The organism is Stutzerimonas stutzeri KOS6, from assembly GCF_000307775.2.
Lineage (GTDB): Bacteria > Pseudomonadota > Gammaproteobacteria > Pseudomonadales > Pseudomonadaceae > Stutzerimonas > Stutzerimonas stutzeri_B.
Genome location: NZ_KK020676.1, coordinates 2347519 through 2360375, shown reverse-complemented (window position 1 = coordinate 2360375; position 12857 = coordinate 2347519). Strand labels below are relative to the sequence as shown.

Annotated in this window: 17 protein-coding genes and 1 pseudogene; all 18 read left to right on the top strand. The window is 67.3% G+C overall.

The genetic code is table 11. The features are described from left to right. The coding region (locus B597_RS38875) for a DUF4376 domain-containing protein (RefSeq protein ID WP_024162248.1) at nucleotides 1–251 on the top strand (251 nt) is incomplete at its 5' end. A 73-nt stretch (nucleotides 252–324) separates the two neighbouring features. Continuing rightward, a pseudogene (locus B597_RS46550) lies at nucleotides 325–687 on the top strand (DUF2570 domain-containing protein); the annotation flags it as partial. After that, entirely contained in the window at nucleotides 611–874 is a 264-nt protein-coding gene (lysC, locus tag B597_RS47690) for an Rz1-like lysis system protein LysC (protein WP_031323587.1), read from the top strand. The pseudogene B597_RS46550 and the gene lysC, both read left to right, overlap by 77 nt. Further along, nucleotides 871–1356, top strand: coding sequence for a phage tail protein (locus tag B597_RS38860; RefSeq protein WP_003294352.1), 486 nt, complete (start codon nucleotides 871–873; stop codon nucleotides 1354–1356). Before lysC ends, B597_RS38860 begins: the two co-directional genes overlap by 4 nt. Continuing rightward, entirely contained in the window at nucleotides 1349–1810 is a 462-nt protein-coding gene (locus B597_RS38855) for a phage virion morphogenesis protein (RefSeq protein ID WP_024162245.1), read from the top strand. The genes B597_RS38860 and B597_RS38855 overlap by 8 nt, the downstream gene beginning before the upstream one ends. A 68-nt stretch (nucleotides 1811–1878) precedes the next feature. Next, entirely contained in the window at nucleotides 1879–2406 is a 528-nt protein-coding gene (locus tag B597_RS38850; RefSeq protein ID WP_003294355.1) for a phage baseplate assembly protein V, read from the top strand. After that, entirely contained in the window at nucleotides 2403–2756 is a 354-nt protein-coding gene (locus B597_RS38845) for a GPW/gp25 family protein (protein WP_003294356.1), read from the top strand. Before B597_RS38850 ends, B597_RS38845 begins: the two co-directional genes overlap by 4 nt. Next, nucleotides 2753–3667, top strand: coding sequence for a baseplate assembly protein (locus B597_RS38840; protein WP_003294357.1), 915 nt, complete (start codon nucleotides 2753–2755; stop codon nucleotides 3665–3667). Before B597_RS38845 ends, B597_RS38840 begins: the two co-directional genes overlap by 4 nt. Next, nucleotides 3660–4205 carry a phage tail protein I gene (locus tag B597_RS38835; RefSeq protein WP_003294359.1) on the top strand — a complete coding sequence of 182 codons (546 nt, stop codon included), beginning with the start codon at nucleotides 3660–3662 and terminating at the stop codon, nucleotides 4203–4205. The genes B597_RS38840 and B597_RS38835 overlap by 8 nt, the downstream gene beginning before the upstream one ends. A 27-nt stretch (nucleotides 4206–4232) precedes the next feature. Further along, the gene (locus tag B597_RS38830) at nucleotides 4233–5777 is read left to right on the top strand and encodes a phage tail-collar fiber domain-containing protein (protein WP_031323584.1); all 1545 of its coding nucleotides are present in this window, start codon (nucleotides 4233–4235) and stop codon (nucleotides 5775–5777) included. An 11-nt stretch (nucleotides 5778–5788) separates the two neighbouring features. Beyond that, the gene (locus tag B597_RS38825) at nucleotides 5789–6073 is read left to right on the top strand and encodes a hypothetical protein (RefSeq protein ID WP_003294361.1); all 285 of its coding nucleotides are present in this window, start codon (nucleotides 5789–5791) and stop codon (nucleotides 6071–6073) included. Nucleotides 6074–6245: 172 nt separating this feature from the next. Continuing rightward, entirely contained in the window at nucleotides 6246–7418 is a 1173-nt protein-coding gene (locus tag B597_RS38820) for a phage tail sheath protein (protein ID WP_003294362.1), read from the top strand. 48 nt (nucleotides 7419–7466) lie between these two features. Then, the gene (locus B597_RS38815; protein ID WP_003294363.1) at nucleotides 7467–7982 is read left to right on the top strand and encodes a phage major tail tube protein; all 516 of its coding nucleotides are present in this window, start codon (nucleotides 7467–7469) and stop codon (nucleotides 7980–7982) included. A gap of 84 nt (nucleotides 7983–8066) precedes the next feature. Beyond that, nucleotides 8067–8366: a phage tail assembly protein gene (locus B597_RS38810; RefSeq protein ID WP_003294364.1), complete on the top strand. Its 300-nt coding sequence runs from the start codon at nucleotides 8067–8069 to the stop codon at nucleotides 8364–8366. 8 nt (nucleotides 8367–8374) lie between these two features. Further along, complete coding sequence (locus tag B597_RS46545; protein WP_003294366.1) at nucleotides 8375–8515, top strand: GpE family phage tail protein; 141 nt, start codon at nucleotides 8375–8377, stop codon at nucleotides 8513–8515. Beyond that, a complete protein-coding gene (locus B597_RS38805) occupies nucleotides 8487–11066 on the top strand; it encodes a phage tail tape measure protein (protein WP_024162244.1) in 2580 nt (859 codons plus the stop codon). The genes B597_RS46545 and B597_RS38805 overlap by 29 nt, the downstream gene beginning before the upstream one ends. A 6-nt stretch (nucleotides 11067–11072) precedes the next feature. Continuing rightward, nucleotides 11073–11516: a phage tail protein gene (locus B597_RS38800; RefSeq protein ID WP_003294370.1), complete on the top strand. Its 444-nt coding sequence runs from the start codon at nucleotides 11073–11075 to the stop codon at nucleotides 11514–11516. Continuing rightward, the gene (locus B597_RS38795) at nucleotides 11513–12775 is read left to right on the top strand and encodes a phage late control D family protein (RefSeq protein WP_003294372.1); all 1263 of its coding nucleotides are present in this window, start codon (nucleotides 11513–11515) and stop codon (nucleotides 12773–12775) included. The genes B597_RS38800 and B597_RS38795 overlap by 4 nt, the downstream gene beginning before the upstream one ends. The last annotated feature ends 82 nt before the right edge of the window (nucleotides 12776–12857 follow it).

Sequence of the window (12857 nt, the reverse complement as noted above, 5' to 3'; positions counted from 1 at the left end):
CCCGCCAGCGCTGGAAAGACAATCGCGCCGCGGCCGTCGCAGCGATTAAAGTTGAAGTGGATGGCATGGTTTTTCAAGGAGATGAAACCAGCCAAACCCGCATGGCTCGCTCGCTTTCAGTGATGAAAGATGACGAAACGATCCGTTGGGTGCTGGCCGATAACACACCTGCCCAGGTAACCAAGGCTCAGTTGGTCGAAGCTTTGCGTCTTGCAGGCGCTGAACAAGCCAGGCTGTGGGTGCAGGAATGAGTAGGTTGGCCGCAAAAACACTAGAGCAACTCGCTGCAATCGCCATCGACTACACCCTGCCGGAGGCCAGCGCATGACAACCTCCCGCCAACTCCTCTACGGCCTCGCCCTGGTCGCCGCGCTCTGCCTGCTGATCTGGACGCAGCAGCAACGCATCGACACCGCGACCGCCCGCGCGGATCTCGCCACCGAGCGCTTGCAAACCGCCGAGCAGCGCAGCGCCCGCCAGGCCGCCACCATCGTGCGCCTTACCGGCGAGGTGGCCGCCCAGCGCCTCGACCAGCTCGCCCTGCAGCAGACGCTCAGCGACCTGCGCCAGGCCCACGCCACCGATCAGCTCAAGAAAAAGGAGCAACGCCGTGAAGACCCAACCCATGCGACTTGGGCTGCTCAGCCTCTGCCTGCTGCAGCTCGCCGCCTGCACAAACGTCCCGCCCTCACCGGAGCAGACGGTTACCGTCAGTGGCTGTCCAGTCGTGACGCGCTGCACGCTGGATCCGGCGGCGCCGGCCAGTAACGGCGAACTGAGCGACGACAGCGACAACTTGATGGCCGCCTGGGGTGAGTGCGCCGCCAAGGTCGACCTGGTGGTGGACCACAACGCGCGCAGCACCCAGCCATGAACAAGCCCGAATCCCTGCGCGAGCACCTCATGGCCGCCGTTCCGGAACTGCGCCACAACCCCGACCGCCTGCTGGTATTCATCGACAACGGCAGCCTGCGCAGCACCGCAGCGCCGGGCCTGTCGTTCGAATACAGCTACACCCTCAACCTGATCCTGACGGACTTCGCCGGCCACCCGGATGCCGTCGCCATCCCGCTGTTCGCCTGGGTGCTGGTCAACCAGCGCGAGCTGATGGAGAACATCGAGCGGGGCAGGGACGCCATCAAGTTCGAGGCCGACATCCTCAGCAACAAGGCGGTCGACCTCTCCATCACCCTGCCGCTCACCGAGCGCGTCATCGTCAAGCGCCAGGCCGATGGCACCCTGCAGGTCAGCCACCCGGCCGAGCCTGTCGTCGACGACGAAACGTTCCTGGTACCGGCCATGCGCGTGGAAACCAGCGAGGGCGAACTGCTCGCCGAATGGGGCAACAATGGCTGACGACCTGCGCGCCCTCGAAGACTGGGCCGGCGCGCTGCTCGCCCAGCTGCAGCCGGCCGAGCGCCGCAAGGTCACCAGCGCCATCGCCCGCGACCTGCGCCGCAGCCAGCAGCAGCGCATCGCCGCGCAGAAAAACCCGGACGGCACACCCTACGCCCCGCGCAAGCCCCGGCAGGAACTGCGCGCCAAGGCCGGGCGCATCAAGCGCAAGCGGCAGATGTTCGCCAAGCTACGCACCGCCCGCTACCTGCGCCTGCAGAGCGATGCCAGCACCATAGGCATCGGCTTCGCCGGCCGCCTCTCGCGCATCGCCCGCATCCACCAGTACGGTCTGCGCGATCGTCCGGCGCCGGGCGCAGCAGATGTGCAGTACGCTCGCCGCGAGCTGCTCGGCTTCACCGACGCGGATCTCGAACTCATCCGCGACCGCCTGCTCGAGCACTTGGTGCCCTGAGCCTGTAACGGCAACCGCTACACAGCCCCGCACATGCGCCCCGCGCGCGCGAACGCCAGCATGGGGCCATGAACATCGCCGACATTCTTCGCCGCCTCGCCAATCTGATCCGCCTCGGTACCATCACCGCGGTGGACCATCAGGCTGAGCGCTGCACCGTCAGCACAGGCAAGCTCACCATTCCGAACCGGCCGTGGCTCGCCCTGCGCGCCGGAGCCAGCAGCGACTGGGACCCGCCCAGCGTCGGCGAGCAATGCATTCTGCTCAGCCCCAGCGGCGAGACTGCCCAGGGCATTGCCCTGGTCGGCCTCTACTCACAGCAACGTCCGGCGCCGTCGAACAGCGCAAACCTGCGCCGCCGCAAATACCCGGACGGGGCTGTGATCGATTACGACCACGCCAGCCATACGCTCACCGCCACGCTGCCAGCCGGCGGCACCGCCCAGCTCGTCGCCCCCGGCGGCGTGACCATCCTGGGCGATGTCGCCATCACCGGCCTGGTCACCGTCAGCGAAGACGTGATTGCCGCAGGCATCAGCCTGGTCGACCACCGCCACCGCGGAGACAGCGGCGGTACCACAGGAGCGCCGCAATGATCGGCATGTCGCGCACCACCGGCCGCGCCCTGAGCGACTCCGCGCACCTGGCCCAATCGATCGCCGACATCCTCACCACGCCCATAGGCAGCCGTGTGATGCGCCGCGAATACGGCAGCCTGCTGCCGGACCTGATCGACGCCCCCTTCAACGACACCACCCGCCTGCAGGCCTACGCCGCCACCGCCATGGCGCTCATGCGCTGGGAGCCGCGCATCCGCCTCAGCCGCGTGCAGCTCAGCCACGGCGAGCAGCCAGGGGAGGCCTACCTGGACGTCGAAGGCAACCACATCGACAGCAACGAGCCGCTCAGCCTGCGCGTGCCGCTCGCCCTGGGAGCCAGCCTATGACCACCGCCATCGACCTCTCGCGCCTGCCGTCGCCCAACGTCATCGAGTCGCTCGACTACGAACAGATCCTCGCCGAGCGCAAGGCCTACCTGCTCAGCCTCTACCCCGAGGCCGAGCAGGCCGCCGTCGCTGCCGCCCTGGAGCTCGAATCCGAGCCGCTCAACAAACTGCTGCAGGAAAACGCCTACCGCGAAGTCATTCTCCGCCAGCGCATCAACGATGCCGCTCGCGCGGTCATGCTCGCCCACGCCGTGGACGGCGACCTCGACCAGCTCGGCGCCAACTACAACGTGCAGCGCCTGCTCATCGATGCCGGCGACCCCACCGCCGTGCCACCGCGCGAGGAAGTCTACGAATCCAACGCCGACTTCCGCCGCCGCATCCAGCTCTCGCCCGAGGGCTACACCACCGCAGGCAGCGAGCAGAGCTACATATTCCACGGCCTCAGTGCCGATCCAGACGTCGCCGACATCAGCGCCATCAGCCCGACCCCGGGTGCCGTCACCGTCTACGTCCTCTCGCGCACCGGAGACGGCGCCGCCTCCGAGGCGCTGCTCGCCACCGTCGCCCGCGCGCTGAACCAGGAAGCCGTCCGCCCCATGACCGACAACGTCCTGGTGCAGTCCGCCAGCATCATCAACTACACCATCGTCGCCGAACTGGTCATGCTGCCCGGCCCCGATTCCGCCGTGGTGCGTGCCGCCGCGATGGCCGCCGCCCAGGCCTATGCCGCCGCCCAGCACGCCATGCGCCGCGACGTGACGCTATCCGGCGTCTACGCCGCCCTGCACCAACCCGGCGTGCAACGGGTAGAGCTCGCCAGCCCGGCCGCCAGCATCAGCGTCGGCCACGGCGAGGCCAGCTACTGCACCGGCATCACCCTCACCGTGGCGGGGCAGACCGATGTCTGAGTTGCTGCCGCCCAACAGCATCCAGCTCGAGCGCATCGCCGCCCAGGTAGGCGTGCATGCCACCGATCTGCCGGTGATCATCCGCGACCTGTGGAATCCCGAAACCTGCCCTATCAACCTGCTGCCCTGGCTCGCCTGGGCCTGGTCCGTGGACGAATGGTCCGACGCCTGGAGCGAGCGCCAGCGCCGCGACACCGTCAAGCAGGCCCTGGCCGTGCAGCGCATCAAAGGCACCATCGGCGCCGTCACCCGCGGCCTGGGCGCGCTCGGCCTGCCCGTGCGCGTGCAGGAGTGGTTTGCTCAAGCCCCGGCCGGCGCGCCCTACACGTTTCGCCTGTTGCTCGATGTCGACCAGATGCCACTCACCCAGGCCAGCCTGCAAAAGGTCCTGCAAGTGGTTGAGAGCACCAAGAATCTGCGCTCACAGCTCGAGACGGCTTTGCTCTCCGCAACCAGCCGCAGCACGCCTTACGTCGCGGTGGTCGCCAGTGTAGGCATCGACGTAACGGTCAGTTACAGCGCGCCGGCCACCCAATGACCCCGACGCTCACACCGAGAGCCGCCCATGACTTTTAAATCAATACATACCGCATACGGCCTCAGTGCCATGTCCAGCGCCGCGGCAACCGGCACGCGGATCAACCTGACGCATATGGCGGTAGGCGACGGTAACGGCAACCCTATCGCCCCAGATCCGCACCAGACCCAACTGGTGCGTGAGCGCTACCGCGCGCCCGTCAACCGCGTCTACCAGTCGCCCGAGGACCCCACACGGTTCACCGCCGAGATGGTAGTGCCCGCTACGGTCGGCGGCTGGACCATGCGCGAACTGGCGGTGTTCGATGCCGCCGGCTCGATGTTCGTGGTTGGCAACCTGCCGGACGTTTACAAGCCCGTGCCCGCCGAGGGCAGCTTCGGCGACGCAGTGCTGCGGCTCGATTTCGCCGTCAGCAATGCCGACGTGGTCAACCTGCTGCTCGATCCCGCCATTGCAGTTGCCAGCCAGGCGTGGGTGATCAACAACGTAACCGCCGCGCAGATCATCCCCGGCGGCACCGTCGGCCAGCTGCTGGGCAAGGCCAGCAACGCCGATGGCGACTACGAATGGCAAGATCCAAATGCCATCAACGTAACGGTGGACACCGTCGCCGAGAAACAACTGCTCGCCGCCGGGCAAACGCTTGTTGATCTGTCGGTCACCACCACCTACGGCCTGGCGGTGTACATCGAGGGCCTGCGCATCGACATGGGCAGCGGCGCGGATGAATGGCAACCCCATGCCACCATCACCACGCGGGTCGTCCTCGGCAAAAGCTATCCGGCAGATACGCGCATCACCCTGGTCAACAACGAGCCCGCCGGTAGCGCCCCGGCGCCGCTGGAGCGCGCGAAAAACCTCAGTGATGTGCTGGACAAGGAGCAGGCTCGCACCAATCTGGACATCTTCAGCAAGGCCGAATCGCGGCAAATGGCGCCGGCCGGGCTGGTCGCCCACTTTGCCCGCAGCACCGCGCCGGCGGGCTGGCTGAAAGCCAACGGCGCCGCCGTCTCGCGCACCGCCTACGCCGAGCTCTACGCAGCAATCGGCGCTACCTTCGGTGCTGGCGACGGCTTCACCACCTTCAACCTGCCCGACCTGCGCGGCGAGTTCCTCCGTGGCTGGGACGACGCCCGCGGCGTGGACGGCGGGCGCGCCCTGGGCAGCAGCCAGGGCGGGGCCCTGCAAAGCCACGCACACAGCGGTAGTTCGGAGGATGCGGGGGCGCATGTGCACAACGGTACGGCGCAGAGTGGTGGAGGGCATAGCCACTCGGCGAGCAGCTCGCCGGCGGGTGGTCACTCGCACACTCAAACGCTAGCCGTCAATAACAGTAGCGGTTCCGACGGGGGGTACGCCACCGATGGGTATGGGGGCACAAAGGCCTCGCAGGCTAGTAACCCCGTTGATGACCACACCCACAGCATTTCAATCGGCACCGCCGGCAGCCACGAGCACGCCCTGACCATCCAAACCGCCGGCACCCACAGCCACGACATCACCATCGGTGCCACCGGCGGCGCCGAAACCCGCCCGCGCAACGTCGCGCTGCTGGCCTGCATCAAGTTCTGAGGACCGCGCCCATGATCGTCTACCAATACAACGCCGCCGGCCTTTACCAGGGCGAAACCGAAGCGGACGAAAGCCCGCTCGAACCCGGCGTGCTCCTCATGCCCGCCCGCACCACCGCGGTGGCGCCGCCGGCGGACGTACCGGCAGGCCGCTGGCCGCGCTGGAATGGCGTGGCCTGGGAACTCGCCACCAAACCCCAAGCCCCCGCAGCGCCAGACCCCGTCGCCAAGCTGCAGGCTTTCCTTAACGAGAACCCGGATGTGGCCGCACTGATCGAGCAGCCTGCAGCCGTATAAGTAGCGCCGGCAGGGACGCCGGCAGTGTCAAAAAAGCACCTCGCCACGGCGGGGTTTTGCTGTTTGCGCCCTGTAACCCCCCTCGCTACACAGCCCGCCGCGTGCGCCTCTTGCGCGCGCGCGTCACCCTCAAGGCTCACTGATCCGGCACTCGCCCAGGAGCCTCAACCCCATGGCCACCGATTACCATCACGGCGTCCGCGTCCTCGAACTCAACGAGGGCACGCGCCCCATTCGCACCGTTTCCACCGCCGTGGTGGGCATGGTCTGCACCGCGTCGGATGCTGATGCGGTCAAGTTCCCGCTCAACAAGCCCGTGCTGCTCACCGACGTGCTCACTGCCTCCGGTTCCGCCGGCGAGCAGGGCACCCTGGCGCGCAGCCTCGACGCCATCGCCGACCAGGCATCGCCCGTCACCGTCGTGGTACGCGTGGAAGAGGGCGCAGACGAGGCCGCGACCACCAGCAACATCATCGGCGGCGTGAGCGCCACCGGCGAATACCTAGGCATGAAGGCCCTGCTGGCGGCCGAGGCCCAGCTCGGCGTCAAACCGCGCATCCTCGGCGTGCCGGGGCTCGACTCGCTGGCGGTCACCACCGAACTGGTGGCCATCGCCCAAAAGCTGCGCGGCTTCGCCTACGCCAGCGCCTACGGCTGCGAAACGGTATCGGATGCCATCGCCTACCGCGCGGGTTTCGGCGCGCGCGAGCTGATGCTCATCTGGCCGGACTTCGTCTCCTGGGACACCACCACCAACGCCAACGCACCGGCCAGCGCCATCGCCCGCGCCCTGGGCCTGCGCGCCAAGCTGGACGAGCAGGTCGGCTGGCACAAGACCCTCTCCAACGTGCCGGTCAACGGCGTGTCGGGCCTCTCCAAGGACATCTACTGGGATCTGCAAGACCCCGCCACCGACGCCGGCCTGCTCAACGCCGACGAGGTCACCACCCTGATCCGCCGCGACGGCTTCCGCTTCTGGGGCTCGCGCACCTGCAGCGCCGACCCGCTGTTTGCCTTCGAGAACTACACCCGCACCGCCCATGTGCTGATGGACACCATGGCCGACGGCCAATTCTGGGCAGTGGACAAGCCCATGCACGGCTCGCTTGTCCGCGACATCGTCGAAGGCATCAACGCCAAGTTCCGCGAGCTCAAGCGCGGTGGCTACATCATCGACGGCGAGTGCTGGTTCGATCCTGCCGCCAACGACAAGGACACCCTCAAGGCCGGCAAGCTCTACCTGGACTACGACTACACCCCCGTGCCGCCGCTGGAAAACCTGCTGCTGCGCCAGCGCATCACCGACCGCTACCTGGTCGACTTCGCCGCCAGTATCACCGCCTGACCCCCATTCACCCGCGCGGCCCCGGCCGCGCCGTAGGAGAGCCCAGCCATGGCCCTGCCCAAGAAACTCAAGAACATGAACCTGTTCAACGATGGCAACAGCTACGTTGGCCAGAGCAAGTCCGTCACCCTGCCGAACCTCAGCCGCAAGCTGGAAGCCTGGCGCGGTGCCGGCATGGATGGCCCCGTGAAGGTCGACATGGGCCACTCCGACGACGGCATCCAGCTCGAATGGACCCTCGGCGGCTGGGACCTGACCGTGCTGCGCCAGTTCGGCGCGGTGCAGGCCGATGGCGTGATGCTGCGCTGGGCCGGCTCCGTGCAGCGTGACGACACCGGCGAGGTCTCTGCCGTCGAGGTCGTGGTGCGCGGCCGGCATGAAGAGCTCGACTTCGGCGACTCCGAGCCCGGCGAGGACACCGAGCACTCCATCACCACCACCTGCAGCTACTACAAGCTCAGCGTGGACGGCAACGTCGAGATCGAGATCGACCTGCTCAACTTCGTCTTCAACGTCAACGGCGAAGACCGCCTCGCCGAGCACCGCAAGGCCATCGGCCTGTAAGCCATGCGCGGCCAACGCCCACCGTTTCGTAACCCGCCGCAGCCACCACGCCCTGCGGCAACCCCAACCCCAAGGAGCACACCCATGAGCAAGACCAGCGAACCCATCGCGCTCAGCGCGCCAATCAAGCGCGGTGACACGGAAATCACCGAAATCGTCCTGCGCAAGCCGGCCTCTGGCGAACTGCGCGGCCTCAAACTGACCGACCTACTCAACGGCGATGTCAGCGCCACCATCCGCCTGGTGCCGCGCATCAGTCAGCCCAGCCTGACCGAGCAGGAAGTCGCCGCCATGGATCCAGCCGACCTGTACGACTGCGCGGATGAAATCGCCGGTTTTTTGAGCTGGAAGCGCGTGAAGGCGCTGGAATCCCAAGAAGCGTAGACGACGTCATGGCCGACATCGCCCTGGTGTTCCACTGGGGGCCAGAGCAGATGAACGCCATGCCACTGCATGAACTGATGGACTGGCGCGAGCGCGCCCGCGATCGATGGGAGCGCACGCATGGCGCGGGATCTAAACCTACGCGTTAACCTCCAGGCCCTGGACAACGCCACCCGCCCGCTGCGCACCATTGCCAGCGGCGCGACCACCCTGGGCCGTGAACTCAAGAACACCCGTGGCGAGCTCAAGGGCCTGCAAGCCCAGCAGAAAGACGTCAGCTCATTCCGCAACCTCAAGGGCGCTGCCGACCAAACCGGCGGCGCCCTGCAGGCCAACCGCGAGCGCATCAAGGCGCTGTCGCGCGAAATCGCCGCTACCGAGACGCCCACCCGGGCGCTAACGCGTGAATTCCAGAGCGCGGTCCGCCAGGGCCACGCCCTCAAGCAGAAACACAACGAACAGCAGCGCGAGCTGCAGGGCCTGCGCGGCAAGCTGGGTGAGGCGGGCATCAGCACCCGCAACCTGTCCGACCATGAGCGCGAGCTGCGCCAGCGTGTCGAGCGCACCAACCAGACCCTCGGCCAGCAGGAGCAGCGCCTCAAGCAACTCACCGCCCAGCAGCGGCGCCTCGGCCAGGCCAAGAGCGAATACGAGCGCACCCAGCAACTGGCCGGTAGCATGGCCGGCGCGGGGGCGGGCGGGCTGGCCACCGGCAGCGGCATGCTCTATGCCGGTGCGCAGCTCATGGCGCCCGGGCTGGACTTCGACGCATCGATGAGCAAAGTGCAGGCGCTATCCCGGCTAGAAAAGGACTCGCCGGAACTTCAGGCACTTCGTGATCAGGCGAGGCAGCTCGGCTCCAGCACACAATTCAGCGCAGTAGAAGCGGCCGACGCACAGGGTTTCCTAGCGATGGCGGGTTTTGATCCCAAGGCTATACAGGCAGCGATGCCCGGCATGCTTGACATGGCCAAAGCCGGTGATATGGATCTGGCCCGCACCGCTGACATTGCGTCCAACATTCTCGGAGGCTTCGGCATCGACCCGTCCGAGACCGGCAGAGTTGCGGACGTGCTGACAAAGGCTTTCACCACCAGCAACACCAACCTGGAAATGCTGGGCCTGACGATGAAGTACGTCGGGCCTGTCGCTCGCACGGCAGGCATGGGGCTGGAGGAGACTGCCGCCATGGCTGGCCTGCTGGGTAACGTCGGCATCCAGGCGGACACGGCAGGCACTACGCTGCGCAGCATGCTGCTGAGGCTGTCCGCGCCTACTGGCAAAGCCAGCAAATCACTGGCGAAGCTCGGCGTCGACGCGCTCGATGCAGAAGGCAACGTCCGCAGCCTGCCAAGTGTCCTGGCAGAAGTTGCCAAAGCCACAGAGAAGATGGGCTCCGGTGACCGCCTGGGCTATTTGAAGGACATCTTCGGCGAAGAGCCAGCGGCGGGCATGTCGGAGCTGATCGCTCAGTCCGGCGCCGGCGGCATCACCAAGTATCTGGGCATCGTCAACGATAATGCCGGCGCTGCCAGCAAGACGGCCGGGATCATGGCCGACAACCTCAAAGGTGACCTCGACGGCCTCGGCAGTGCCTGGGATGACCTCGGCATCCAGCTGCAGGAGCAGCAAAACGGCCCCATGCGCGAAATCACCCAGACGCTCACCGGCATCATCGGTGGCGTGAAGGGCTGGATCGCCGAGAACCCCAAGCTCGCCGCCAACATCGTAAAAACGGCGGCCGGCGTCGGCATCCTCATGGCTGGCATGGGTGGGCTCACCCTGGCAATCGCCAGCATCCTCGGCCCCTTCGCCATGGTGCGCTATGGCATGACCCTCTTCGGCATCCGCGGCGCCGGGCTGGCCAGCACCCTGTTCAACCTGGGCAAGACGGCGCTGCCCCTGGTGGCCACCGGCCTGCGCCTGGTCGCGGCTGCCGCCATGGCCAACCCCGTCGGCGCCCTGGTCGGCGGGCTGGCACTGGGCGCCACGCTCATCTACGCCAACTGGAGCCGCGTCGGCCCGTTCTTCCTCGGCCTCTGGGCCGAAATCAAACAGGGCTTCGCCGGCGGCATTGGCGGCATCGCCGCCACCATCGTCAACTTCAGCCCGCTGGGCCTGTTCTACCGTGCCTTTGCCGGCGTGCTCGGCTACCTGGGCGTGGAGCTGCCAGCCAGGTTCACCGACTTCGGCGGCATGCTCATGCAGGGCCTGGTCAACGGCATCCAGAACATGGCCGGCGCGGTGAAGGGCGCCGTCGTTGGCGCAGCGGACAGCAGTATCGGCTGGTTCAAGGAAACGCTCGGCATCCACTCGCCGTCACGCGTATTCGCCGAGCTGGGCGGCTTCACCATGGCCGGCCTCGCGCAGGGCCTGCAGGCGGGGGAACGTGGCCCGCTGTCGCAGCTGGGTGACACGGCCAAACGGCTGACGGCAGCAGGCGCGATCGGCCTGAGCGCGGCAGTCGGCGCCATGCCGGCAGCAGCAGAGCCGGTGGCGTTCGATACGCGCCCACCGCTGGCTGCCCGTGCGGCTTCGCCATCCGCAGCCCAAAGCACGCCTGCGCCGATCACCGTGCACATCCACACCGCCCCCGGGCAGGACGCCAACGCCATCGCCCGCGCCGTCGCCGCCGAGCTGGACAAGCGCGAGCGCGAGAAGGGCGCCCGTGCCCGCTCATCCCTATTCGACCAGGAGTAACCGCCCATGATGATGGCCCTCGGCATGTTCGTGTTCAGCCTGGAAACCCTGGCCTACCAGGAATTCCAGCGCCAAACCGAATGGCGCCACGGCTCCACCAGCCGCATCGGTACCAACCCGGCGCGCCAGTACCTCGGCCGCGGTGACGACAGCATCACCCTGCCGGGCGTGCTGCTGCCCGCGCTCGCCGGCAGCCAGCTGAGCCTTGATGCCCTGCGCACCATGGCCGACACCGGCAAGGCCTGGCCGCTGGTCGAGGGCACCGGGAAAATCTACGGCACCTGGATCATCGAGAGCCTGAGCGAAACCCGCACCCTGTTCTTCCGCGACGGCCAGGCTCGCCGCATCGAATTCACCCTGGTGCTCAAACGCATCGACGACGGCCGCGTGGATCTGCTCGGCAGCGCCATCGCCGCCGGCGGCAACCTCCTGCGGAGGCTGCTGTTTTGATCGACGCACTCATCGCCCAGGGCAAGGGCCTGCTCGAGCAAGCGGCGGGCGCCTACCGCGACGCCACCGCCTACCCGCAGCCGATCTGCCGCCTGGTGGTCAACGGGCAAGACATCACCAGCGCCATCGAGCAGCGCCTCATCAGCATTGAACTCACCGACAACCGCGGCATGCAGGCCGACCAGCTCAGCATCAGCCTCAGCGACCACGACGGCCTGCTGGCCATCCCCCCGAAGGGCGCCGTCGTGCGCCTCGGGCTCGGCTGGAGCGACACCGGCCTGGTGGACAAGGGCAGCTACACCGTGGACGAAATCGAGCACAGCGGCGCGCCGGACATGCTCACCATCCGCGCCCGCAGCGCCGACCTGCGCGAGGGCCTCAAGGCCAAGAAGGAACGCAGCTGGAGCGGCCAGCCCCTCGGCGCCATCCTGCAAACCATCGCCTCCGCTCACGGCCTCAGCCCCGTCATCAGCGCCGCGCTGTCGGTCATCCAGCTCGCCCAGCTCGACCAGGCCAACGAATCCGACGCCAACCTGCTCAGCCGCCTGGGCGAGCAGTACGATGCCATTGCCAGCATCAAGGCCGGGCGTCTGCTCTTCATGCCGGCTGGCCACAGCACCACCGCCAGCGGCCTGCCGTTGCCCCACATCACGCTCACCCGTGCCGACGGCGACAACCACCGCTACCTGCAGGCCGACCGCGACAGTTACAGCGGCGCGCGCGCCTACTACTACGAGCTCAACAGCGCCGAAAAGAAGGAGGCCATCGCAGGCTCAGGCGACAACCTCAAGGACCTGCGCCACACCTACACCGACCAGCAGGCCGCCCTGCGCGCCGCCCGCGCCGAATGGTCCCGCCTGCAGCGCGGTACCGCCACGCTCAGCTACACCCTGGCAAAGGGCCGCCCGGACCTGATCCCCGAACTCACCTACAGCCTGGTTGGCGTAAAGCCGGACATCGACGCCATCGTCTGGCTCGGCGCCAACGTGCGCCACAGCTTCACCCCGGACAGCTACACCACCGCCCTGGAACTGGAATCCAAACTGCCGGACGCCGACGACATCGCCGAGCTGGCCGAGGAGGGGAGCTACACCGGCGTGCTCGCCTGGTACCGCGACGAGAAAAGCGGCGAGCAGAAGAAACTCACCGAAGGCGACCAGACCAGCCCCAAGCGGCTGCTGCACCTGTACGCCAGCAAAGCCAGCGCCCAGCGCGCCGTGGAGCGGGAATGGAAGCGGATCCAGCAAGTGAACGCGTGATCGAACCCGTGCCGGTACTGGGTGAGCCGCAGCGCTCAGCCTGGGAGCTGATCGACGAGGAGTGGGCGGGCCGGGATGACGC